The following is a 22,105-nucleotide window of genomic DNA, read 5'->3' as shown; positions in this document are numbered from 1 at the left end:
GCTTACTGCCAGCGGCGAAAGATCAGCGAAGTGTTAACGCCGCCAAAGGCAAAGTTGTTGTTCATCACGTAGTCGTTGTGCATCTCGCGGAACTCGCCGCGCAGGTAATCCAGTTCGCCGCAGCGTGGGTCCACTTCATCGAGGTTGAAGGTGGGCACGTACAGGTCGTGGTTCATCATTTCGATGCTGAACCAGGACTCCAGCGCACCACAGGCGCCCAGGGTGTGACCGAGGAAGCTCTTCTGCGAACTGATGGGCATGCGGCTGCCGAACAGGCTGCAGGTGGCCTGGGTTTCGGCGATATCGCCCTGTTCCGTGGCAGTGCCGTGGCCGTTCACATAACCAATGGCGTCAGGTGCCAGGCCGGCATCTTCCAGCGCCAGTTCCATTGCCCGGCGCATGGTGACCTGTTCGGGACGGGTGGTGTGCTGGCCGTCGGCGTTGCTGCCAAACCCCACCACTTCGGCGTGGATATGTGCGCCGCGGGCCAAGGCGTGTTCCAGTTCTTCAAGTACCAGCATGCCGCCGCCTTCGCCGATCACCAGACCGTCGCGTCCACTGTCATAAGGACGCGGGCTGGTTTGCGGAGCGTCGTTTTTCAGGCTGGTGGCGTAGAGCGCATCGAACACCATGGCTTCGGTGGGGCACAGCTCTTCGGCGCCGCCGGCGAGCATCAGCGGCAGGCGGCCGAACTTGATGGCTTCATAGGCGTAGCCGATGCCCTGGCTGCCGCTGGTGCAGGCGCTGGACGTGGGAATCAGGCGCCCGGTAAGGCCGAAGAAAATACTGATATTCGCCGCGGTGGTGTGGGGCATCATCCGCACGTAGGAGTTGGCATTCAGCCCTTGCGCCACCGAGTTGAGCAGCATATTACCGAAGGCCTTGATCTCATCGGTGCTGCCGGTGGATGAGCCGCAAGCCACACCCATACGACCGTCCTTGATCGACTCGTCGCCCAGCAAACCGGCGTCCTGCAACGCTTGCTCCGCCGCCCATACTGCCAGGCGCGAGACCCGGCCCATGCTGCGCAGTTGCTTGCGAGTCCAGTGGGCCGGCACCACGAAATCATCTATCGGCCCCGCCAGCCGTGTATTCAACTCGGTAAACCGATCCCACTCATCCATGCGCCGAATACCGCTGCGCTTGGCACGAAAGTTCGCCGCGATGCTGTCCCAATCCCGACCCAGGGACGTGATGCCGGCCATGCCGGTGACGACCACGCGCTTCATCAACACAGGCCTCCGTTGACGGCCAGCACCTGACGGGTGATATAACTCGCCTCGGCCGACATCAGAAAATTCACTGCGCCAGCGACTTCTTCCGGGGTGCCCATGCGCTGGGCGGGGATCATCTTCATCAGTTCTTCCAGTGGCACGTTTTCGTCGAGCATCGCCGTGTCAATCAGCCCGGGGGCCACGCAGTTGACGGTGATTTTGCGCTTGCCCAGCTCAATGGCCAATGCCTTGGCGGCACCGATCAACCCGGCTTTCGAGGCGCTGTAGTTGACCTGGCCGCGATTGCCGATCAGCCCGGAAACCGACGTGATGCAAACAATCCGCCCCGCTGCGCGTCGACGAATCATCGGCATCATCACCGGGTGCAGCACGTTATAGAAACCGTCGAGGTTGGTGCGCATCACCACGTCCCAGTCGTCTTCCGACAGGGCGGGAAACGCGCCATCACGAGTCAGCCCGGCATTCAGCACGACACCGTAATAGGCGCCATGTTCTTCCACGTCTGCTTCCAGAATCGCCTTGCAGCTGGCGCGATCCGATACGTCGAATTGCAGCACCCGAGCGTTGCGGCCCAAGGTCTCGATTTCGTCCCGGACGGTGTCAGCCTCGGCCCGGCCGCTTCGGCAATGCAGCACAATGTCATGGCCGGCCTTTGCCAGGCGCAGGGCGATGGCGCGGCCTATGCCACGGCTGGAGCCGGTGACCAGTATGGATTCAGTCATGAAGGGACTCCTTCGGATTCAGCTAAATAAGTAGCCGCCTGTGGCGGTCGAAATACGTTCAGGCGCGCACTGGCCTGGATACCGGGCCCGGTGAGGTGGCATTCGAACACACCCATGCCGTTGTCGTCTTCCAGGGAGCACAGGCCGTGGATGGTCAGTTCGCTGCCAGCCGGAAAACGTTCCACATTGCATTCGAATTTTCGGGTGCCCAAGAGAAATCCCAAGCCGACTTCATCACCGTTCTGCCGGGCGCGACAACCGGCCCAGGCGGCGACGCTTTGCGCCATCAGTTCGACGCCAACCCAGGCGGGCAGGCTGCCGTCGTCCAGGTTGAACAGGCCACCTGGTGTGACGGTGAGGCGGGTATGAATCTGTTCTTCATCGAACGCCAGGACCTGATTGATCAGGATCATGTCACCGGCGTGAGGCAGCAGTTCGGCGAGCGGCCAATCGATCATGGGGCGTCTCCGATAATCAGGCTGACGTTGTTGCCGCCAAAGGCGAAGGAGTTACTCATCAGGCAGCGCTTTTCCAGGGTGTCACCGGGCTCGACCCACTTTAAAGCGGGTAGCGCGGGGTCGGCCTGACCGTCCCAAACGTGAGGCGGCAAGGCGCGGGCGGTGTTCTCGGCGCATAGGCTCAGCCAGCAGAACGCCACTTCCAGCGCACCCGCGGCGCCCAGGGTATGGCCGCTCATGGGTTTGGTCGAGGAACAGGCCACCCCAAAGGGGAACAGGCTGGCCACGGCCAGGCTTTCCATGGCGTCATTGTGCTGGGTCGCGGTGCCGTGCAGGTTCAGGTAGCCGATCTGCTTGGGTTGCAGTTTCGCGCTGGCCAAGGCCTTGCTCATCGCCTGCAGCGCACCTTTGCCAGTGGGCTCCGGTGCGGAAATATGGTGGGCATCGCAACTGGCGCCGCTGCCCAGCAGGGCGATGGGCGCCGGGGTCTTGCTCATCAGGAACAGCACCGCCGCCTCGCCGATGTTGATGCCATTGCGGTTCGCCGAGAACGGATTGCAGCGCTGCGCCGACACCGCTTCCAGGGATGAAAAACCATTGAGGGTCAGCTTGCACAGGCTGTCGACGCCACCGCACAACACCGCATCGCACATGCCCAGGTCCAGCAGGCGCTGGGCACTCATCAATGCGCGGGCGCTGGAAGTGCAGGCGGTGGAAATGACGTAGGCCGGGCCGCTCAGTTGCAGCCAGTCCGCGAGGAAGTTGGCCGGGGCGCTGAGTTCCTGTTGCTGGTAGTCGTAGTCGCTGGGGAACTGATTGTCCCGCAGGTAATGAGCGATGCCGCGGCTGGCTTCGTCGATACCCGAAGTGCTGGTGCCGAGAACGATGCCAATGCGCGCCGCACCAAAAGTCTCGATCGCTTGCTGGATCTCATCAAAGATCTGCAACGCGGCTTCCAGCAGCAGTTGGTTATTACGGCTGCTCTGCTGGCCCAGTTCTGGTGGGATCGTCGCCAGTTCACCGTGTACGCCGGCCACCGGCAGTATGCGCTCGGGCACCCAACCACTTTCCGCGCGCATGCCGGAGCAGTCTCCGGCAAACAGGTTGCGGCTGACTTCACCCTTGCCACGGCCCAGGGCGCAGATCACGCCGAGGGCATTGAGGTAGGCGGTCATGGGGCAGCCTCCAGCGGGGTGATGTGGTAGTTCAGGTCCTGGCCGGGCAGGTTCACGGTGAACACCTGAGGCGATTGGTAAATGATCTGCCAATGGGGCTTGAGCACCCTGATATCGTCGAACTCACGGGCGCCAGGATAGTTGCCGGGCACTTCATTCGCCGGGGTCAGGGCAAACAGCAACGCGGCAAACAACTCCCGCGCCTGAGGGTTGGGCGGCAGCAAGCCGTCCGCCTGCCAGGCGCCGTCGATCAGCTTTTGCCGGGCCTGGGGAATGCCTAGCGGGTCCATCATCGACCAGCGAATCGCGCCCTCTTCACGCTGGATCACCAGCAGCCAATCCTGACGCTGGCCGTTCTGCTCGCGTTCTACATGCAATTGCAGAGGCAAGGTCAGAGTTGGGTTCTTCGCCGGCAACGGTGGCTGGCTGGCGCAAGCGCTCAGCAATAAAACACAGCCCACCAGCAGCGCACGGATCATTGCTCGGGGCCCGCGAGGGGTTTGCGCGCGACCACGTTAACCAGGGTTTCTTCCCGCTCGCCGAACGGCTTGGGCCGGCGCAGTCCCCAGCGCTCCAGCAAGCCGAAATCCGTGGAGCGGCTCCACCACAGGTACGGATAGGAAACGTTTTGCAACTCGAACTCGAAGCCCTGTTCGCGAATCATCTCCAGGTACTCGGCAGCGCTTTTCTGCACATGCATCGGATGGCGGAACAGCCAGCGAATGACCCAAGTGTCGATGTACGCTTCGGTGGACTCGGCAAACAGCAAATAACCGCCGGGCTTGAGCACTCGATAGAACTCGGTCAGCGCTCGCTGCTGCTCCACCAGGTGATGGAAAGTCTGGTGACAGAACAGAATGTCGACACTGGCATCGGCCACGTCCAGTGTTGCGCAGTCGCTGCCGATCAACTCGATGGCGAGGCCCTGGCGCGTTGCTTCCGCACGGCTCAAGTCCAGGCTGTGGGGATCAGCGTCCAGACCGATCAGGCGCTCGGGGGCGAACACCTGCTGCAAATACTGGAACGACTTGCCCTGGCCACAACCGGCATCCAGCAGCACCGGCGCAACCGGCAACGGATCGCTGAACAAACTGCGCAGGTCGTTGATTGCCACCCGCAGCACATGGTGCTGCCAGGTGTGGCTACGCAGGAACCAGAAGCCGAACCTGGTTTCCTCGACGTAGTTTTTGCTCAGGTATTGGCTGCTCATACCCCATCCCCCGCGCAGATTTCCGAGAGCATCCGCAGCCGGCGTTTGGGCTCGCTGACAAACGGGTTGCGCTCATCCCAGGCATATCCGGCGAGGATTGAACTGATCATCCGACGAATGTCCGGTGAGCTGCCGGGATGGAAAATTACATCCTGGAACGTTCCCGCGTACCAGCCCTCGACGTAGCAACGGAAGGTGTCGACCCCACGCTTCAACGGCTCGGCAAACTCGCTTTGCCAGTCGACCGTTTCGCCCCGCAATTGTCGGTGCAGCAAGCCGGCGGCCATGCTCGCCGACCGCATGGCGATGGTCACGCCGGAGGAAAATACCGGGTCGAGGAATTCCGCCGCGTTACCCAGCAATGCAAAGCCTGGACCATGCAAGGCTTTGACGTTGGCCGAGTAGCCGCCGATGGTCCTGGCCTCGGTATCCCACACTGCGTTTTTCAGCACTGTGGACAGGCTTGGGGTTTCGTCGATAAAGCTGCGCAAGCAAGCGTCGAGGTCTGCATCGCGGCCGTCGAAATGCTCCTTGGCCGCCACCACACCTACCGAGCAACGGCCGTTGCTGAACGGGATGGTCCAGAACCAGATATCGCGCTTGGTCGGGTGTGTAGTGATGAGGATTTTGCTGCGGTCGAAGCCCGGATGTTCGATACGGTCCTCGACATGGGTGAATACCGCCTGGCGTAACGGGAAGTTCGACGGTGCCTCCAGGTCCAACAGGCGCGGCAGGACGCGGCCGTAACCGCTGGCGTCCAGCACGAAACAGGCCTTGAGATGGTACTCGCTGCCGTTCTCCCGGCGTATGTGCAGGTAGCGGTTGCCTGCGGCAAAGTCGACGCCGACGAGGGTCTGGCCGTAACGAATTTCCACGCCCTGCAACGCCGCTTGATCCGCCAGCAGCTTGTCGAACTCGCCGCGCTGCACCTGGAAGGTGGTGGGTTTGCCGTTGCTGAAGGTGTCGCCAAAATCAAAGGCGCTGTAGCGCTCGCCCCAGGCAAACGCGGCACCGGTTTTCACCTGGAAACCGGCAGCGTTGACCGCGTCGAGCATGCCGGCTTCTTCGATGAAGTCGATGCAGTGGGACAACAGGCTTTCGCCGATGGAAAAGCGCGGGAAGTGCTGGCGCTCGATGATCAACACATCATGCCCGTTGCGTTTAAGCAGCGCGGCAGCAATGGCGCCGGACGGACCGGCACCAATCACCACCACTTGGCGACGTTCCATTTCAACTGTGGGCACTGTGGCTCCTTGCCGGTTGGGCAATCATCAAATTCAATTCAAAGGTGTTGGTGGTCATCATTGCGCATGTTCCTGACGCCCGGCCCACGGTGCCAGCATAAAACTGAACGCCAGGCCCAGGCTTACCGACAGGCCGAAGTTACTCACCGCTGGCGTGCTGGAAATCGCCAGCAGGCCGAATGACAGCCACGTGGTGACGGCTGCCAACAGCGTGCCCAACAGGCTTACGGCGGCGCCGCCGATCTGCTCGCGCATCAGGATCGCGTAGTCGACGCTGATGGCGGTCACCAGCAGCAGGCCAAACAGACTGAACAGGGTCAGCGGTTGCCCCAGCCAACCGAGGCTGGCCAGGCTGCACAGTGCAGCGAGCAGCGGCAGGGCAACAATGCGCAAGGCGCCACCGAATCCGAAAGGCAGGATCAGCAGCAACACGATCAGCACGCAGGACATCAATTTCAATTCGGCGGCGCTAATCTGCGTGGCGGCGAACACCTGGTTCAAGTCGCCAAGGCGATCCACCAGTTGCACGCCGGGCAAGTCCAGGGCCTGCACCCGCAGCAATGCCGAGCTGTTCAGGCCTTGCAGGCTGACCATGGCTGCCACGCCATCGTCGGTTGCGCCGAGCCACAGCGTGCGCCAGGGCTCCGCGAGAGGGCCGATCAGCGCCGCGTCGATGTCTTCGATGGGCAGGGCTTGCAGTTGCGCCAGTTCCGCTTGCAGGGCGCTGGCCGGTACGCCTAGGTCCAGCAGCGGTTGCCAGAATTGCGACAGCTTGTTCAGGGCTTCGCGCACTTGTTGTTGTTCGCTTGGCTGGTTGACCAACTGATTGAGCGCCAGATAACCCTGAAGCTTATCCATGTTCACCAGTTGATCCAGACGCTGGCTCAGCGCCGTCTGACGCTCCAGCAGTTGCTGCTGATTGTTCGCACGCACCAGAAAGAATTGGCTGGTGGGTTGATAGCCGGTAATCCGTGCAATGGCCTGGGCTTCCTCCAGTAATTGCGGCGGCGCGCCGATCCATTGGCGAATATCGTTTTTGCTGTTCAGCTGCCATAAACCACCGGCGCAAAACAGCAACACCAACACCAGCAACACCGGGCTCGGCAGGCGCTTGAGCAACGACTCACGCACCCCCAGCAGAAACTCGGCAATGCGCAGCGGCCACTGGGCCGGGCGCAGGTCCATGCCCTTGAGCAAGGCCGGCAACAGGCACACCGCCGACAGGTACGCACCCACCAGCCCAGCGGCGGAGAACACGGCGATCTGGGTCAGGGCCGGGAATGGCGTCCAGGCCAGCGCCAGGTAACCGATGCAACTGGTGGCCAGGCTCAGGCTCAAACCCGGCAAGGTCAGGCGCAACGCCGGCCAGCTGCGCCAGGGTTGCAGGCTCCAGCTCTTGGACAGGTAATGCAGCGGGTAATCCACCGCCACGCCAATCAGGCTCGACCCCAGCACCAGGGTCATCACATGCATATGGCCGAACAGCGCGACACAGGCCACCGCACCAAACAGCATGCCCACCAGTACTGGTACAAACGCCAACAATACCCGCCAGCGGCGGAACGCCAGCAGCAACAGCAAAAGGATGCCAACGGTGGCGCCGCCGCCGACCCAGGTCATCTCCCGGGTTGCCTGCTGCTGACCATTGGCCGCGTACAGCAGGCCGCTGGCAGCAAGCAATTGCACGCCTTGCTTACTGGCCTGTTCGCGGCTGGATTGGAGCAAGTCGGCCACTTGAAGCGGCAACTTCATGTCGAAGGCATTGCCGTTGGTGCGCGCCCGCAGCAGCACCCAGCTTTTGCCGTCGGCATCGGCGATCAATGCGCCGCTGCCAATATCCAGCTGTACCGAACCGTGTTGCGGCTGGCTGTTCTGGATGCGTCCGGTGAGGCCGAGCCAATCGTCCTGGCTCGGCACCAGGCTGAAACCGGTAAAGGGATCGAACAGCGCCTGCACGCGTTGCTGAATAAAGGCTTGTGGCTGCTCGATCAGTTGCTCGCGGTCCTTGGCCGAGAGCATCGCCAGCCGCCCTTGCAGCAACTGCTGACGCAAGGCCGGCAGGTCTGCCTGGAGGTTCCATTGGAGCTTTTCAAACAGGCCGCTGGCTTGCCAACGCTCGCCCAGTTGTTGGGCCATGGCCACCGCTTGCTGGCGATCGGCATGGCCCACCAGCACCAGCATTTCGCGGTTCAGTGGTTCCTGCATGCGTTGTTCGGCGCGCAGCTCCAACGCATCCGGCGCGGTGCCGGGCACCAGTTCCATGAGGTTGGCCGACAGTGGCGCACCCTGGCGCCATTGCCAGCCGGCCAGGGCCAACACGGCCACCAGCAGGATCAGGAACAGGCGCGGTAGCCAGCGCTCACTGGGCAAAGTCGTGTTGCTCCGCGTCGCTCAAGGATTGCGTGCTGGTGCTGTCCTGCATGCGCAGTACGGTGCTGTCGCCCTGGGTTTCCAATAGTTCGATTTTTTGCACCAGGTCGCCGCCGTCGATATTGATCTGGGTGAATACCTGCTTGAGCAATAACGAGCGCGGAATCAGCGTCAGCTTCCACTGTGTGGCCTCGCCTTGCAGTTGCAGCTCGAAGTCGCGCTGCAAGCCGCTGCTGTCACCCTGCAACACGGCGAGGAACAAACGATTCTGCTCGGCCCCGGCGCTCTTGTTGGGCAGCGGCTGCCAGCCGTTGGCATCGCGCCGGGCAATGCCTTGGGCGCTGATGCGGTAGTCCTGTTGCAGAGGGGTTTTCAGCAGCCAAAGCAAACCGTGGTCTTTGGCCAGGACAAATGAGCCCTTGCTGGTCAGAGGCTGTGGCAGGGCGCGCAGGTGTTTTTCCTGGATGAAGTTGCCGTGGATCACAGAGGGTTTTGCCAGTTGATCGCTGAGCTGTTGGAGGTCGAAGGCGTGGGCCAAGCCAGGGATCCCCAACAGCACACACACCACCACTCCTGTAGGAGCGAGCTTGCTCGCGAAAAACGCCAAGGCACCGCGTTTAGCCAGGATGCCAGCGTTATCGTTGACGACCTTCGCGAGCAAGCTCGCTCCAGAAAACGGAGAGATCATTTCAGGGCCCTTTCGACGGCTTCGACAAACACTGTCGGCGACGCCAGTTGCATCTCGCGACTGGCAATCTCCACTGCCACTTGTACGGTGCTGGCGCGGGTCAGGCGTTCGCCGGTGGTGACGTCGCGGATCAGGTAATTGACCTTCAAGCGGCTCTCCCACTCCACCAGGCTGGCGCGCACATTGATGGTCTGGCCAAAGGTGGCGCCGCGTACATAGCGCAGCTGCATATCGATCACCGGCCAAGCGTAGCCCGACTCAAGCATGGCCGTGTAGTTGTGGCCGATCTTGTCCAGCAAGGCGCAGCGGGCGACCTCCAGGTATTTGACGTAATGGCCGTGCCAGACCACGTTCATGGTGTCGATGTCGAAAAACGGCACGAGGATTTCGGTGTCGCTGTGCAATACGCCCTGGCTACGCATGCAGCCTCCAGTGTTGCTCGGCGATGCGTTGCAGGCACAGGCGCAGTTCGCCTTCCAGGGCGCGGTCTTCGATCACGGGCGGGAAATCCCTGGCAAGTTCTTCATGCATGGTGGCCAGCGCTGGTGGTAGCGGCCGGGCATCTTCGGCCTGGGCCCGCAGCCACACGCCCTGGTTGGCGGCGAGTAAGGTGGCGGCGGCGACCTGTTCGGTCAGCTCCAACACACGGATGGCATCGCGGGCGGCGATGGTGCCCATGCTCACCTTGTCCTGGTTGTGGCACTCGGTGGAGCGCGAGAACACGCTGGCCGGCATGGTGTTTTTCAGCGCTTCGGCGGTCCAGGCGCTGGTGCCGATCTGCACGGCCTTGAAGCCATGGTTGATCATCGCGCGGTCAGCAGGGGCGCCGGACAGGTTGCTCGGCAGGCCATGGTTGTAGCGCACGTCTACCAGCAGCGCGAGCTGACGGTCCAGCAGGTCGGCGACGTTGGCGACCAGTGTCTTGAGGCTGTCCATGGCAAAGGCGATATGCCCGCCATAGAAATGCCCGCCGTGCAGCACGCGTTCGGCTTCGGCGTCGATGATCGGGTTGTCGTTGGCGCTGTTGAGTTCGATCTCGATAAATGAGCGCAGCCAGTTCAGGCTGTCGGCCAGCACGCCCAAAACGTGGGGGGCGCAGCGCAGGGAATAGCGGTCTTGCAGGCGGTGCAACGGCGCGGTTGGCGCGTCGATGGCCAGGTCCTTGCGCAACCAGGCGGCGACTTGCATCTGGCCGGGGTGCGGCTTGGCGGCGAACAGGCGTTCGTCGAAGTGCTCCGGGTTGCCTTGCAGCGCCACCACGTTCAGCGCGGTGATGCGCGTGGCCAGTTGCAGCAGGTAATCGGCGCGGGCGAAGGCCAGGCAGGCGAGGCCGGTCATGACTGCCGTGCCGTTCATCAATGCCAGGGCTTCCTTGGGGCGTAGCACCAGCGGCTCCCAGCCCAGTTCGCGGTGCACATCGGCAGCCTGGCGGCGCTCGCCACGGAACATCACTTCACGCTCGCCGGACAAGGTTGCGGCGACGTAGGACAGCGGCGTCAGATCGCCGCTGGCGCCCACCGAACCTTCTTCCGGAATCAGTGGCAGCACGTCGTGTTCGAGAAAGGCGTGCAGACGTTCCAGCAGCTCGACGCGCACCCCGGAAACGCCGTGGCACAGCGACTGTAAACGCGCCGCCAGCACCGCACGGGTTGCTTGCGCATCCAGCAACTTGCCCAGGCCACAGCCGTGGAAGGTGTAGAGGTGACGGGGCAGCGCTTCGACATGCTCCAGCGGCACCGCTACCACGCAGGAGTCGCCGTAGCCGGTGGTGACGCCGTAGATCACGCCTTCCTTGTCCAGCAGGGAGTCGAGGAACTGCGCGCCCCTGGCGATGCGCTGGCGGTACTCGGCATCGTCTTGCAGGCGAGTCGGCGCCTGACGGTTGGCGAGGGCCAGCACGTCTTCGATGCGCAAAGGGAGTTCGCCGAAGGTTACCGGCTCAAGATGCGTCGTCATCGGTCTTCCAGAAAGGGTAAAAGTTGAACCATTGTTGGGGCGCTTCCAGGCAGAACTGGCCCAGGCGTTCGGCGTAGCGGGCGGTCCATAACGCGATCACCTGCTGGCGGTCGCTGCGTTTCCATTCGATCAGTTGGGCGAAAGGCTCGATGATCAAGCGATAGCGCCCTTGGTGTTTCAGGCACATCAGCAGGTTGACCGGGCATTTCAGCAAGCCGGCCAACAGCCACGGGCCCTGGGGGAAGGCGGCGTTGTGGCCGAGGAAGTCCACCCGCGCCGTGCGCCCGCCATGCAGCGGCACACGGTCGCCAGCAATCGCCAACCACTCGCCGTCGTCCAGGCGCTGGCTGAGCAGGAGCATGATCGCCGGGTCCAGCTCGCTGACCTGGATCAGCCGCAGATTGGTCGCCCCGGCTTCGCCCAGCAGACGGTTGAAACGCTCGGCGTGCTTGGTGTGTACCAGCACGTTCATGGTGACTTTTTCACCCAGCTCGGCGAGGGCCCGGCACACTTCCAGATTGCCCAGGTGCGCGCCCACCAACATCTGCCCGCGCTCGCCGCGTAGTTGTTGGCGCAGTTGGGCCGGGTCGATGATCTCGATCTGTTCCAGGCGCAGCTTGCCGTTCCATACGTCGAGCTTGTCCAGCAAGGCGTCGGCGAAGGCCATGAACTGGCCGAATACCCGTCGACGCGTGGGGCGCAAGTCGTCACGCCTGCTCCAGTCGGCCAGGCGCTGCTGGTATTGCCAGGCGCTCTGGCGGGCGGTGCGGCCGAACAGGAAGAAGTACAGGACGATACCGTAGAGAACCGGAGCCAATGCTCGGCGCCCGAGTACCTTGGCGCCGAACGCGGTGAGTTTCATCAGCCAGAAACTGCCGCGCTCTTCACGGTCGGCCCAGTGTTTGCTGCCCTGGGTCATGCCTGCCACCGCCGCCATAGGATCATCGGCGCGCGCACCAGCATGCCAAAGAACAACCGGGTGTGCATGGACGAAATCAGGGCGTTGTCGTGGAACATGCGAAAGTGCGACAGACCATCGGCGGGGTAGTGCACTTTGGTGGGCAGCCAGCGCATTGGCTGGTTGCGCCATGACAGGCGCACCAGGATATCGGAGTCGAAATCCATGCGCTTGCCGATCCTGGCCGAGTCCATCAGTGCGAGCACCGGCGTCAGCGGGTACACGCGAAAGCCACACATCGAGTCGCGAATCTCCAGCGACAAGGTGTTGATCCACACCCACACGTGGGTCAGGTAGCGGCCGTACAGACGGCCCTTGGGTACGCTGTCGTCGTATTCGGGGTAGCCACAGATCAGCGCGCGGGGGTGGGTGCGCGAGGCGTCGAGAAAGGTGCCGACTTCCCGCAGGTCATGCTGGCCGTCGGCGTCTACTTGCAGCGCGTGGGTGAAGCCCAGGCGCGCCGCCTCACGGAAGCCGATCATCACCGCGCCGCCCTTGCCTTGGTTGGCGGGCAAGGTGACCAGGGAGACATTGTCGAGGGTCGCCAGTTGCGCCAGCACGGCAGCGCAGGCCGGGCTGCTGCCGTCGTCCACCAGCAGGCATGGCAGGCCGCTGGCTAGCAGGGTACGGACCACGGCGGGCACGGCGGCTTCATGGTTGTAGACCGGGATCAGGGCGCAGGGGTTATGCAAGGTCGGGCTCCAGGATAATTCGGCCACTGGAGCAGGCGGCAGTGTCATTGCGGTAGGTAAAGTACAACTTGCCGCGTTGCTGATCGAAGCGCAGGTGCAGTTCGATCCGGTCATCAGGCCGGACCAGTTGCTGGAACTTGAGCACTTCCATCCCGACGAATTTTTTTGGCAGATCGAGCAATTGCTGGCCAAGGCTCAGAGCCCAATCTACCTGGACAACGCCTGGCAGCACCGGGGTTTGCGGGAAGTGGCCGCTGAAGTAGGCCAAGTCCGGCGGGATCACCATCTGCAGGGTCCACTCACCGTTAGCTTCGACTTTTTCCAGTACTTGCGGTGTCTTGGGCCGGGGTGCCAGCAGCAAGGCTTCCACATCGGCCTGGGGCAACTTGCCCTGGGAGTTGAACGGCAATTGCCGCAGCAACCGCCAGCGGCGCGGCAGGGCCAGGGCTTCGCAGTGTTGGCTCAGATGCTGGCGCAGGGTTTGGGTGACGGTGCGCCGGCCTTGATTACGCAAGGCATGCAGTCCTTGCGCGCTGAGCACCACCAGGGCGCCGAGGGAGGCGCGGTTTTCCTGGACCACGCCCAGGCGGGTTTCAGTTACCCAGGGGTGGCCCATCAACGCCTGTTCCAGCATCGGCAGGGAGATACGTTTTTCTTCCAGCTTGACGATTCGGTCCAGGCGGCCCAGCAGTTCGAAGCGGCCGTCGGCGTGGATCTTCGCGGCGTCGGCGGTGTGTTCGATATGGCCGGCCGGCAGGTATGGCGAGGCGATGCGCAAGGCGCCGTTGGCATCCTGGCTCAACTGCACATCGGCAAACGGCTGCCACAGGGTTTGACCCTGGCGCCAGGCGATGCCGCCGGTCTCCGAGCTACCGAGGATTTCCGTTGGCCATTGCTGCAAGCGTTGTTGCAGGATGCTGGCCGCATCAAAAGGCAGGGCTCCGCCGGAGGAGAATACCCGCTTGACTGCACTCAAGGCCGGCCAGTCGAGGTTATCGCCCATGCGCTTGAGCAACGCCGGGCTGGCGACCCAGGCAAAGTGCGGATGCTGGAGGCTGACCCGCTGCAAGTCTTCCGGGAATGCCAACTGTTGACGCACGAAGGTTCGCCCGGCGCACAGCGGCCACAACACTCGGAACAGTAAACCGTAGATGTGCTGGGTGGCGACGCTGCCGATGATGCAGGCCTTGCCCAAGCCGGCACCCCAGAGGGATTCCAGCGCCTGGACCTCATTGGTCAGTTGGCGCAGGGTTTTGTTGATGCGCTTGGGCTCGCCGCTGGAGCCGGAGGTACACAAGCTCAGGCTGCACGCGTCCAGGTCCAGTGCAGCGGCGCTAAGGGGGGCTTGGTAAAACGCGTCCAGATCCGCAGCCTCGGTCAGCCAAGTGTCGACGGCATCGGCCCAGCGTTGGCGGGTCTGGGGTTGCAGGTCGGCGGGCAGCAATACACTGACCCCGGCGCGCCAGGCTCCCAAAAGAGCAATCGCCAGCAGGCTTGCGTCTTCCAGGTGCACGGCCAAACGCCGGATGCCACGGGCTTGCAGCCCGGCAGCCAGGCTCAGGGCTTGCTCGCATAACTGTGCGTGATTCAGATCAGGCTCGGCAGTGACCGGGCGCTGGGCAACAGGCTCAAGCAGCAAGTGCTCAAGATTCAACCAATTCATACGCGGCCTCGAACCCTTTGTCGTATCAGCCATTCCACGGCAAACAAGAGCCCCATCAGCCCGTAAGCGATCAGCCCGTTGTACAACGTCCACCAGCTCAGCGGCGCCCACAGCGTAAGGGCAGCGGCCAGCAGGCCGTTACCCAGGAAAAACACACTCCACACCACTGTGACTTGGCGGGTATACACAATTGCGTTCTCAGGTAATTGCGGCTCGCTCATGCGTGCCAGGCGCTCGACCATCGGTGGCCCATATTTCAGGCTCAAGCCAAACAGAGCCAGCATGAAGCCGCTGACGAGGCTCGGGTACCAGCGCAACAGTTTCGGGTTGTCGAACCAGGCCAGCAACAGACAGAACACAATCGCGACGACGGCCATCCACCGTGCGCCCGGGTTGCGTGCCCCCGTCAGCGCCCGCAGCAACCACAGGCTGGCCAGCAGCAGGCCGAATTGCCACGGTGCAAAATGCTCCGTGCCAAAATACACCGCGAAAGGGTACAGCAGCCCCGCCAGCAACAGGCCAAGGCCGATCAGCCGGCTCATGCGGCCGGTTGAACCAGACGGTAAACCGCCTCGACCACGTCGCTTACGGTACGCACGGCCTTGAACTCTTCGGCGGCTATTTTCTTGCCGGTTTGGCGCTTGATATGGTCGATCAGGTCGACCGCATCGATGCTGTCGATTTCCAGGTCCTGATACAGATTGGCATCCAGGGTGACGCGTTCAGGCTCCAGTTCAAACAGTTCCACCAAGGCATCGCGCAGGGTGTTGAAGATATCGTCACGAGTTTGCATGGTCCGGTCTCAAGCTGCCTGTCTGGCCGTGACGAACGCCGCGAGGCTGGCCACGTTGGTGAAGTGATTGCGAGTGTCCTTGGCGTCGGCATCAATCTTGATACCGTACTTTTTCTGGATCGCCAGGCCCAACTCCAGGGCGTCGACCGAATCCAGGCCCAGGCCTTCGCCGAACAGGGTTTGCTCGTCGCCGATGTCGTCCACGCTGATGTCTTCAAGGCCCAGGGCCTCGATGATCAGCATTTTTATGTCGTGCTCAAGGCTGTGTTGGTCGCTCATCTTCGGCGAGCTCCTTAATAAAATACTGATGCAGGTAATCGTTGAGCTTGCGTGAAGCCTGGGGCGCGGGGCCCTGTGCGGCAAACGTCTGTGGTTCTATATCGGCACCCACCCGCAAACTGAAGTGGAAACGGCGTTTAGGGATGCGATACCAGGGTTCGGCCTTGGTCAGGGTGGTGGGGCTGACCTTGATCACCACAGGGGTGATGATTGTCGCACCCCGCAGGGCAATGGCGGCGCCCCCGCGATGAAAGGCTGGCATTTGGCCCGGCGAAGTGCGGGTGCCTTCGGGAAAGATGATCAGGGTCTGGCCTTCCCGCAGGGCGCCTGCGGCGGCATCGAGCATGTCGGCGCTGCCGTCATTGCTGATGTAGCCAGCGTCGCGCACCGGCCCGCGAGTGAACGGGTTTTGCCACAGGCTCTGCTTGACCACGCAGTTGGTCTGGCGCATCAGGCCGATCAGGAACACCACGTCGATCAGCGACGGGTGGTTGGCGATGATCATCTGGCCAGGGCGGCCCAGGTTCTCGGCGCCTTCGACGCTGTAGGTGAGAATGCCCAAACGATGCATCAGACGAATAAAGAACCAGAACAGCCAACTAATGGTGTGGCGGGCACGCCGGCGATGTTGTTGAACGTCCCCCGGCAAGCAACTGAGCAGCGGAAACACCAGCAATCGCAGGCACAGGCCGCCGACGCCAAACAGGGTAAAGCTGGCCGCCGTCGCGAACAGCCGCCAGTAATAGGCATCCCGGGGCTTGCCGGTCATCGCTTGCATTGCCAGTTCCATACTCGGTTCTTCCAGGCATGTTGGCAGGCGCCCTGTTCGGTGAGCAGGGTGCGCAGCAGGTTCAGGGCGTGGGGCCACTGAGCTTTTGTGAGAGGCGTTGTGGTGGGTTGGACAGTGGCGGGCAGTAGCTCCAGTTGCCATTCGTCGCCTGGGGTCAGCAGCAGGCCGAGGGCATAAGGAAATGGCACGTCGTCGATCCAGCTGGCGTAAGCCTCAGGCGGCTGCTCTTCGGTAATCACCAGCAGAACCGCCGGTGCGCCTTCGTTGAGCAGGGCGGCGGCTTCCAGGATGCCGTGTTCCAGCCCATCGCCTGCGGCGGCGAGGGCCGTCATCTCACTGGTTTCATTGCGCAGGATCGACCACAGGCCAATCACCGCGTTGTGCACCGACAGGCTGAACTGGGTGGGCGACAAGGGTTGGTCATTGGCCAGGTCGCTGAGAATATCGAGGGTGCGCGGGGTTTCGCCGTGACGGGAAACAAACACCAGCGGCAAGTCTTGCAGGTCTTGCGCCAAGGGCCAGCCGACGCTGAAAGCCATGCGCGCCAGGCGGCTCAGGCGGCGGCGTTGCATGGCGGGCAGGAACGACACATCGGGCGCGGCATCGCTGGGGGCGAGCAACACCGGGTCCTGGCACCAGGCGCGCCAGTCGTCCACGCTGTCGAGCCCGGGGGCCCAGGCGCGCCATTGGGCGATGTTGAAGTTAATCACTGAGAATATATCCCGCCCCTGCGGGCTTCCTTGTGCAGCAATTTGCCCGCAAAACCGGGACATGGCGCAATGGCCGAGTGGCGCGCATTATCCCGGTGCTGTGGAGTTCTAGCAAACGTTGGTAAAGAATTGTTCATGGGGCATTACAAATTTACTGAAAAGACTTATGAGTTGTCGGTGATGAGGGGGGGCCTGACTTGTCGGACCTTTCCTTTTCGAACAGCCGCGACGCAAGACGCTTAGTGCGTGATCCCGTCTGCGATGCTGTAGTGCATGGATGATCAAGGTAGCTAACGGGCGCTTTTGCCCACTACACTCGGGCATTAATTGATACATGGAGGTTTTGTCATGCGGCGTGTGGTGTTCAATCAAAAAGGCGGTGTGGGCAAGTCCAGTATTGCCTGCAACCTGGCGGCGGTCAGCGCCAGTGAAGGCTATCGAACCCTGTTGGTCGACCTCGATGCCCAAGCTAACTCGACCCAGTACCTCACCGGACTGACCGGCGAAGATATCCCCATGGGTATTGCCGATTTCTTCAAGCAAACCCTGTCCTCCGGGCCGTTTTCGAAGAAAGGCAAGGTGGATATCTACGAAACCCCTTTCGACAACCTGCACGTGATCACCGCCACGGCGGAACTGGCGGACTTGCAGCCCAAGCTTGAAGCCAAACACAAGATCAACAAGCTGCGAAAGCTGCTGGATGAGTTGAGTGAGGATTACGACCGAATCTACCTCGATACCCCGCCGGCGCTGAATTTTTATGCGGTTTCTGCGCTGATTGCCGCTGATCGCGTGCTGATCCCCTTCGATTGCGACAGCTTCTCCCGTCAGGCGCTGTATGGCCTGCTGGCAGAAATCGAAGAGTTGAAGGAAGACCACAACGAAGGCCTTGAGGTGGAAGGGATTGTGGTCAACCAGTTCCAGGCTCGGGCGAGCCTGCCGCAGCAGATGCTGGATGAGTTGGTTGCCGAAGGCTTGCCAGTATTGCCGGTGTACCTGGGCAGCTCGGTACGCATGCGTGAATCTCACCAGGCGAATATGCCGCTGATCCACCTGGACCCACGACATAAGCTGACGCAGCAGTTTGTGGCGTTGCATAACCTGCTGGAAAACGCCTGATCCTGCACGCGACATAAAACAGTGTGGGAGGTTGCTGATAACTGGGGGCAGGTTCTGGCGATTGAGTACATATCTGTTGCTGCGGTAACGGCGGCTTAGGGTGGCGCCGCAGTGATTCAGGATGCCAGCGTCATCGTTAACGACCATCGCGAGCAAGCTCGCTCCTACAGTGGGCAGTGGGTCGGCTCTTGCTTTTCACCACTCAGGTCGGCTACCAGGCCGCCGTGCTTTTGATCTTGATCTAAGGCACCCCGTTAACCACGATGGCTGAACGCAGGCATTGATCCGTGGGTAAACCGGCAGGACGCCGGTTTAGCCGCGCTGGGCCAGGGAGCAATGCCGGAGTGAAGGCATGCCGAGCCACAGCGAGGCACCGAGTGGTGGGGCATGAGCGCTTTGGTTACTTTCGCGCTTTCCAAAAGTGACACGCCGTAAGGGCGTAACCCTAAGCCGCCCTGACCAAAATAACGGATATGCACCCAGCCCAGTCCAACCCAAAAATCCTACCGGCAAAGATGTGGAGATACCCATACTCATCGCCGGGCAAGCCAAATCGCCGCACCGCCGGCCTCCACACTGACCGAGCAGGTTTTGAAGTAGGGCTACACGCCCTGACTGCGCAACCAACTCATCAACTGCGGCAACGGAAACGCTCCGCTCTGACGCGCCACTTCCCGACCACTCTTGAACAGAATCAAACTGGGAATCGAGCGAATACCCAGTTGAGCGGACAGTTGCTGATTGGCCTCGCTATCGAGCTTGGCCAATCGGCATTTCCCCGTCAACTGCCCGGCAGCCTGTTCAAACACCGGTGCAAACGACTTGCACGGCCCGCACCAGTCGGCCCACACATCCACCAGCAGCGGCAAATCGCCCTTGATCTGGTTTGCGTAGTCATCCTGTTTCAGCTCAAAGGGCTTGCTCAGCAACACCGGTTGTTTGCAACGCCCGCACTTCGGCGCATCGCCCAGGCGTTCGTTGGGGATGCGGTTGAGGCCGTTGCAATGCGGGCAGGGGATTACGAGAGGATCGGACATGGTGGGCTCCGTAGAAATGGCCAATGGGTTCTATTTGGAGTCAGGCATGGGTTTTATCAATGTGCGGTATCAATGACGCATGCACTGGGTGAGGATGTCAATTAAGTCGAAGCTATGAAGAACAACTGATCTCCAAATGCTTGCCCCAATCCGGCGGTCGTTGCGCGTATTGCTCCATCCCCGGCTGCTCTTCAAAGGGCTTGCTCAGCACCTCATGCAGCCGGCGAACTTCGGTGTAGTCCCCTGATTCAGCAGCCTCGATGGCCTTCTGCGCCAAGTAGTTGCGCAGGATATACAGCGGGTTCACTGCGTGCATCCGCTCACGCCGCTGTTCTTCACTGCCATTGGCTTCCCGCTCAACGCGAGCCTTGTACAGATCAGCCCACGCATCAAAGCCCTTGAGGTCCACGAAGTCATCCCGTAACCGCGACACGGCCAGCGCAGCAGATTCATCCCCCAGTCGGCGGAAGAACAAGGTGTAGTCAACGCCACTGCCTTGCATCAGTTGCAGCAGGCGCTCCACCAATGTCTGGTCATCCTCTTCGGGGCAGGTAAAGCCTAGTCGACGTCGCATCAGGTCCAGGTAGTGGGCCTGGTACAGCGGCAGGTACAGGCCAAGGGTTTCCCGCAAGGCGTCGACGCTGATAAACGGCGTCAATGCCTGGGCCAGCGCACTGAGGTTCCACTGGCCAATCGGCACTTGATTGCTGAACGAGTAACGCCCCTGGTCGTCGGAATGGTTGCAGATGAACTGTGCGTCGAAATCATCCAGAAACGCGAACGGTCCAAAGTCGAAGGTGATGCCAAGGATCGACATGTTGTCGGTGTTCATCACCCCATGACAGAAGCCGTAGGCCTGCCACTTGGCGATCAACTCGGCGTTGCGCTCGACAATCTCGCGGAACATCGCCAGATACGGCTCGGGCTGTTCCTGGCACTTGGGGAAGTGCAGCGACAAAACGTGTTCAGCCAATTGCTTCTGCAGTTCGGGCTTCTTGGTGTAGTAGAAATATTCGAAATGCCCGAAGCGTACATGGCTCGGCGCTAGGCGCAGGACCATGGCGGCGCGCTCCTGTTTCTCGCGCCATACCGGGGTGGTAGAGCCGATCACGCACAGGGCGCGGCTACTGGCAATGCCCAAGGCGTGCAGCGCTTCAGAGGCGAGGAATTCACGAATCGATGAACGCAATACGGCGCGGCCATCGCCCATGCGCGAGTAAGGCGTTTGCCCGGCGCCTTTGAGGTGCAAGTCCCAATGTTCGCCCGCCTCGTTGTAGACCTCGCCAAGCAGCAGGCCCCGTCCATCCCCCAGTTGCGGGTTGTAGGAGCCAAATTGATGCCCGGAATAGACCGTCGCCCGTGGTTCCGCCTCGGCCCACAGCTTGTGGCCGCTGAACAGTTCGGCGAACACCGGTGTTTCGGCAACAGCGGGGTCAAGGTCGAGTAGGGCCATGGCGGCCTTGCTTGCCACGACCAAGCGCGGCTCGTCGATGGGCTCGGGCAGCACATGGGTCGAGAAGCCGTCGCCCAGGCGGGCGAAGCGGTTGTCGAAGGTCAGTTCGTCGAGGGCTTTCAACGGCCATCTCCAGCAGAATGTCCGAGCATTCTGCTGGGGATAGCACGGTTAGTCGAGTTTGCTGGTCGGCGGTTGCGGCGCATCTTCAACTTTGTCGAGTGTTGGCTTGGGCGCGTCCTGGTCGCTGGCGGGCGTCAGGATGGTTTTGCGGTCGTCTTCCACCGGCACCAGCTTGTATTCCTGGCCGTGAAGGTTTTTCAGGTAAACCTCCATCTGCCGGAATGAGATGTTGATGTGTTGCTTCTTGAACTCGCGGTTGATAAAGCGGTTGACCTCATCGAGCACCGGGTTGCGGTCCCCTAGGTCACGCACGTGCATGCGCAACTCGTGGTCGAGGGTGCTTTCACCGAAATTCAGGAAGTACACGAGGGGTTCCGGTTCCTTCAGCACCCGCGGGTTTTCCCTGGCGGCCTTGAGCAGCAGCTCTTTCACCAGATCCAGGTCGGAGCCGTAGTCCACGCCCAGTTTCAGGGTGACACGGGTGATGGTGTCGGTCAGCGACCAGTTGATCAGTTGCCCGGTGATAAAGGTCTTGTTCGGGACAATGATGTCTTTGCGGTCGAAGTCGGTGATGGTGGTGGCGCGGATGCGGATCTTGCTCACCGTGCCCGACAGGTTGCCGATGGTGATGGTGTCGCCGATGCGCACCGGGCGTTCGAACAGGATCATGATGCCGGAGATGAAGTTGGCGAAGATCTCCTGCATGCCGAAGCCCAGGCCCACCGACAGTGCCGCCACCAGCCATTGCAACTTGTCCCAGCTCACCCCGAGGGTGGACAGGGTTGAGACAAAACCGATACCGGCAATCACGTAGGACAGCAGGGTGGTGGTGGCGTAGGCGCTGCCTTGGGCCAGGTCCAGCTTGGACAGCACCAACACTTCCAGCAGCCCTGGCAGGTTACGCGCCAGGGCGAAGGTGATGCCGATGATGATCGATGCCCCCAACAAGTCGCCGATGCTGATGGGCACCATGCTGATATTGGCGCCGGTGCCGCTGGTGTATTCGTAGAGGGTGATGTTATCGAGGTAGGAAAACACCGAGATCAGGTCGGACCAGACCCAGTACAGCGCGGCGATAAAGCCGCCGAGCAGGGCCAGACGGATCAGTCGCATCGACTGTTCATTGACCTGTTCGATGTCCAGGGTCGGCTCCTCGATCACCACGTCGCCGTCACCAGCTTCCTTGGCGGCCTGGCGTTTGGCCAGGGCGCGGGAATAGGCCAGGCGCCGCGCGGCAACCCCCAGACCACGGACGAAGGTGGCTTCGATCACCAGCCAGAACATCAGCAGGTACAGGGTGTTGATCAGTCGGTCGCTGAGCTTGAGGGCGGTGTAGTAGTAACCGAAGCACACGGCGATAAACAGCGCGACGGGCAGTGCGGTAAACAGCACGCCGACGACCTTGCGAAACAGCGAGGCTTTCTCATGGG

23 protein-coding genes are annotated in these 22,105 nt (G+C 61.7%); 1 reads left to right on the top strand and 22 read right to left on the bottom strand.

All coding sequences use genetic code 11. The features are described 5' to 3' along the window. Positions 1 to 2: 2 nt before the first annotated feature. From ACZRKZ_RS20130 to ACZRKZ_RS20040, 19 genes are read right to left on the bottom strand one after another with little or no spacing between them, the layout of a single operon-like run. Positions 3 to 1,229 (bottom strand): beta-ketoacyl-ACP synthase, encoded by a 1,227-nt coding sequence (locus ACZRKZ_RS20130; RefSeq protein WP_463969030.1) that lies wholly within the window; start codon positions 1,227 to 1,229, stop codon positions 3 to 5. Then, entirely contained in the window at positions 1,229 to 1,957 is a 729-nt protein-coding gene (gene fabG, locus ACZRKZ_RS20125; RefSeq protein ID WP_463969031.1) for a 3-oxoacyl-ACP reductase FabG, read from the bottom strand. The genes ACZRKZ_RS20130 and fabG overlap by 1 nt, the downstream gene beginning before the upstream one ends. After that, on the bottom strand, positions 1,954 to 2,415 hold the full coding sequence (locus ACZRKZ_RS20120) for a hotdog family protein (protein WP_463969032.1): 462 nt from the start codon (positions 2,413 to 2,415) through the stop codon (positions 1,954 to 1,956). Before ACZRKZ_RS20120 ends, fabG begins: the two co-directional genes overlap by 4 nt. Beyond that, positions 2,412 to 3,590 carry a beta-ketoacyl-[acyl-carrier-protein] synthase family protein gene (locus tag ACZRKZ_RS20115; protein ID WP_463982536.1) on the bottom strand — a complete coding sequence of 393 codons (1,179 nt, stop codon included), beginning with the start codon at positions 3,588 to 3,590 and terminating at the stop codon, positions 2,412 to 2,414. The genes ACZRKZ_RS20120 and ACZRKZ_RS20115 overlap by 4 nt, the downstream gene beginning before the upstream one ends. Continuing rightward, complete coding sequence (locus tag ACZRKZ_RS20110) at positions 3,587 to 4,069, bottom strand: hypothetical protein (RefSeq protein ID WP_463982535.1); 483 nt, start codon at positions 4,067 to 4,069, stop codon at positions 3,587 to 3,589. Before ACZRKZ_RS20110 ends, ACZRKZ_RS20115 begins: the two co-directional genes overlap by 4 nt. Continuing rightward, positions 4,066 to 4,800 carry a class I SAM-dependent methyltransferase gene (locus ACZRKZ_RS20105; protein WP_463982534.1) on the bottom strand — a complete coding sequence of 245 codons (735 nt, stop codon included), beginning with the start codon at positions 4,798 to 4,800 and terminating at the stop codon, positions 4,066 to 4,068. The genes ACZRKZ_RS20110 and ACZRKZ_RS20105 overlap by 4 nt, the downstream gene beginning before the upstream one ends. Then, positions 4,797 to 6,044: an NAD(P)/FAD-dependent oxidoreductase gene (locus ACZRKZ_RS20100; RefSeq protein WP_463982533.1), complete on the bottom strand. Its 1,248-nt coding sequence runs from the start codon at positions 6,042 to 6,044 to the stop codon at positions 4,797 to 4,799. The genes ACZRKZ_RS20105 and ACZRKZ_RS20100 overlap by 4 nt, the downstream gene beginning before the upstream one ends. A 57-nt stretch (positions 6,045 to 6,101) precedes the next feature. Beyond that, positions 6,102 to 8,414, bottom strand: coding sequence for an MMPL family transporter (locus ACZRKZ_RS20095; protein ID WP_463982532.1), 2,313 nt, complete (start codon positions 8,412 to 8,414; stop codon positions 6,102 to 6,104). Then, a complete protein-coding gene (locus ACZRKZ_RS20090) occupies positions 8,404 to 9,102 on the bottom strand; it encodes an outer membrane lipoprotein carrier protein LolA (protein ID WP_463982531.1) in 699 nt (232 codons plus the stop codon). The genes ACZRKZ_RS20095 and ACZRKZ_RS20090 overlap by 11 nt, the downstream gene beginning before the upstream one ends. Then, positions 9,099 to 9,524 carry an acyl-CoA thioesterase gene (locus ACZRKZ_RS20085; RefSeq protein ID WP_463982530.1) on the bottom strand — a complete coding sequence of 142 codons (426 nt, stop codon included), beginning with the start codon at positions 9,522 to 9,524 and terminating at the stop codon, positions 9,099 to 9,101. Before ACZRKZ_RS20085 ends, ACZRKZ_RS20090 begins: the two co-directional genes overlap by 4 nt. Then, on the bottom strand, positions 9,517 to 11,058 hold the full coding sequence (locus tag ACZRKZ_RS20080) for an HAL/PAL/TAL family ammonia-lyase (RefSeq protein ID WP_463982529.1): 1,542 nt from the start codon (positions 11,056 to 11,058) through the stop codon (positions 9,517 to 9,519). The genes ACZRKZ_RS20085 and ACZRKZ_RS20080 overlap by 8 nt, the downstream gene beginning before the upstream one ends. Further along, on the bottom strand, positions 11,042 to 11,977 hold the full coding sequence (locus tag ACZRKZ_RS20075) for an LpxL/LpxP family acyltransferase (protein WP_463982528.1): 936 nt from the start codon (positions 11,975 to 11,977) through the stop codon (positions 11,042 to 11,044). Before ACZRKZ_RS20075 ends, ACZRKZ_RS20080 begins: the two co-directional genes overlap by 17 nt. Next, on the bottom strand, positions 11,974 to 12,708 hold the full coding sequence (locus ACZRKZ_RS20070) for a glycosyltransferase family 2 protein (protein ID WP_463982527.1): 735 nt from the start codon (positions 12,706 to 12,708) through the stop codon (positions 11,974 to 11,976). Before ACZRKZ_RS20070 ends, ACZRKZ_RS20075 begins: the two co-directional genes overlap by 4 nt. After that, positions 12,701 to 14,371, bottom strand: a complete 1,671-nt coding sequence (locus ACZRKZ_RS20065) for an ApeI family dehydratase (protein ID WP_463982526.1) — start codon at positions 14,369 to 14,371, stop codon at positions 12,701 to 12,703. Before ACZRKZ_RS20065 ends, ACZRKZ_RS20070 begins: the two co-directional genes overlap by 8 nt. Beyond that, positions 14,368 to 14,913 (bottom strand): COG4648 family protein, encoded by a 546-nt coding sequence (locus ACZRKZ_RS20060; protein WP_149411229.1) that lies wholly within the window; start codon positions 14,911 to 14,913, stop codon positions 14,368 to 14,370. The genes ACZRKZ_RS20065 and ACZRKZ_RS20060 overlap by 4 nt, the downstream gene beginning before the upstream one ends. Then, the gene (locus tag ACZRKZ_RS20055; RefSeq protein WP_133101347.1) at positions 14,910 to 15,164 is read right to left on the bottom strand and encodes an acyl carrier protein; all 255 of its coding nucleotides are present in this window, start codon (positions 15,162 to 15,164) and stop codon (positions 14,910 to 14,912) included. Before ACZRKZ_RS20055 ends, ACZRKZ_RS20060 begins: the two co-directional genes overlap by 4 nt. 9 nt (positions 15,165 to 15,173) lie before the next feature. Then, positions 15,174 to 15,443 (bottom strand): phosphopantetheine-binding protein, encoded by a 270-nt coding sequence (locus ACZRKZ_RS20050; RefSeq protein WP_463982525.1) that lies wholly within the window; start codon positions 15,441 to 15,443, stop codon positions 15,174 to 15,176. Further along, positions 15,421 to 16,233: a lysophospholipid acyltransferase family protein gene (locus ACZRKZ_RS20045; protein WP_463969043.1), complete on the bottom strand. Its 813-nt coding sequence runs from the start codon at positions 16,231 to 16,233 to the stop codon at positions 15,421 to 15,423. The genes ACZRKZ_RS20050 and ACZRKZ_RS20045 overlap by 23 nt, the downstream gene beginning before the upstream one ends. Further along, positions 16,209 to 16,943, bottom strand: coding sequence for a beta-ketoacyl synthase chain length factor (locus ACZRKZ_RS20040; protein WP_463982524.1), 735 nt, complete (start codon positions 16,941 to 16,943; stop codon positions 16,209 to 16,211). Before ACZRKZ_RS20040 ends, ACZRKZ_RS20045 begins: the two co-directional genes overlap by 25 nt. Positions 16,944 to 17,291: 348 nt before the next feature. Between ACZRKZ_RS20040 and ACZRKZ_RS20035 the strand changes: the two genes are divergently transcribed. Then, the gene (locus tag ACZRKZ_RS20035) at positions 17,292 to 18,062 is read left to right on the top strand and encodes a ParA family protein (RefSeq protein ID WP_463982523.1); all 771 of its coding nucleotides are present in this window, start codon (positions 17,292 to 17,294) and stop codon (positions 18,060 to 18,062) included. Between the two features lie 602 nt (positions 18,063 to 18,664). On the opposite strand, the gene trxC is transcribed toward ACZRKZ_RS20035, so the two are convergent. The 3 genes from trxC to ACZRKZ_RS20020 all read right to left on the bottom strand — a co-directional run. After that, complete coding sequence (trxC, locus tag ACZRKZ_RS20030; RefSeq protein ID WP_463969046.1) at positions 18,665 to 19,099, bottom strand: thioredoxin TrxC; 435 nt, start codon at positions 19,097 to 19,099, stop codon at positions 18,665 to 18,667. Positions 19,100 to 19,211: 112 nt separating this feature from the next. Continuing rightward, on the bottom strand, positions 19,212 to 20,675 hold the full coding sequence (gene selO, locus ACZRKZ_RS20025; protein WP_463982522.1) for a protein adenylyltransferase SelO: 1,464 nt from the start codon (positions 20,673 to 20,675) through the stop codon (positions 19,212 to 19,214). 48 nt (positions 20,676 to 20,723) lie between these two features. Then, positions 20,724 to 22,105: mechanosensitive ion channel domain-containing protein (locus tag ACZRKZ_RS20020; RefSeq protein WP_463982521.1), on the bottom strand; the 1,382-nt coding region annotated here is incomplete at its 5' end.

It is taken from the genome of Pseudomonas sp. c313, from assembly GCF_055407145.1.
This window is presented reverse-complemented; position numbering and strand designations above follow the sequence as displayed.

Excerpts from the sequence above, each read along its gene's own strand:
- ACZRKZ_RS20130 (WP_463969030.1), bottom strand. The coding sequence starts at position 1,229 with ATGAAGCGCGTGGTCGTCACCGGCATGGCCGGCATCACGTCCCTGGGT.
- fabG (WP_463969031.1), bottom strand. The coding sequence starts at position 1,957 with ATGACTGAATCCATACTGGTCACCGGCTCCAGCCGTGGCATAGGCCGC.
- ACZRKZ_RS20120 (WP_463969032.1), bottom strand. The coding sequence starts at position 2,415 with ATGATCGATTGGCCGCTCGCCGAACTGCTGCCTCACGCCGGTGACATG.
- ACZRKZ_RS20115 (WP_463982536.1), bottom strand. The coding sequence starts at position 3,590 with ATGACCGCCTACCTCAATGCCCTCGGCGTGATCTGCGCCCTGGGCCGT.
- ACZRKZ_RS20110 (WP_463982535.1), bottom strand. The coding sequence starts at position 4,069 with ATGATCCGTGCGCTGCTGGTGGGCTGTGTTTTATTGCTGAGCGCTTGC.
- ACZRKZ_RS20105 (WP_463982534.1), bottom strand. The coding sequence starts at position 4,800 with ATGAGCAGCCAATACCTGAGCAAAAACTACGTCGAGGAAACCAGGTTC.
- ACZRKZ_RS20090 (WP_463982531.1), bottom strand. The coding sequence starts at position 9,102 with ATGATCTCTCCGTTTTCTGGAGCGAGCTTGCTCGCGAAGGTCGTCAAC.
- ACZRKZ_RS20085 (WP_463982530.1), bottom strand. The coding sequence starts at position 9,524 with ATGCGTAGCCAGGGCGTATTGCACAGCGACACCGAAATCCTCGTGCCG.
- ACZRKZ_RS20080 (WP_463982529.1), bottom strand. The coding sequence starts at position 11,058 with ATGACGACGCATCTTGAGCCGGTAACCTTCGGCGAACTCCCTTTGCGC.
- ACZRKZ_RS20075 (WP_463982528.1), bottom strand. The coding sequence starts at position 11,977 with ATGACCCAGGGCAGCAAACACTGGGCCGACCGTGAAGAGCGCGGCAGT.
- ACZRKZ_RS20065 (WP_463982526.1), bottom strand. The coding sequence starts at position 14,371 with ATGAATTGGTTGAATCTTGAGCACTTGCTGCTTGAGCCTGTTGCCCAG.
- ACZRKZ_RS20060 (WP_149411229.1), bottom strand. The coding sequence starts at position 14,913 with ATGAGCCGGCTGATCGGCCTTGGCCTGTTGCTGGCGGGGCTGCTGTAC.
- ACZRKZ_RS20055 (WP_133101347.1), bottom strand. The coding sequence starts at position 15,164 with ATGCAAACTCGTGACGATATCTTCAACACCCTGCGCGATGCCTTGGTG.
- ACZRKZ_RS20050 (WP_463982525.1), bottom strand. The coding sequence starts at position 15,443 with ATGAGCGACCAACACAGCCTTGAGCACGACATAAAAATGCTGATCATC.
- ACZRKZ_RS20045 (WP_463969043.1), bottom strand. The coding sequence starts at position 16,233 with ATGGAACTGGCAATGCAAGCGATGACCGGCAAGCCCCGGGATGCCTAT.
- ACZRKZ_RS20035 (WP_463982523.1), top strand. The coding sequence starts at position 17,292 with ATGCGGCGTGTGGTGTTCAATCAAAAAGGCGGTGTGGGCAAGTCCAGT.
- trxC (WP_463969046.1), bottom strand. The coding sequence starts at position 19,099 with ATGTCCGATCCTCTCGTAATCCCCTGCCCGCATTGCAACGGCCTCAAC.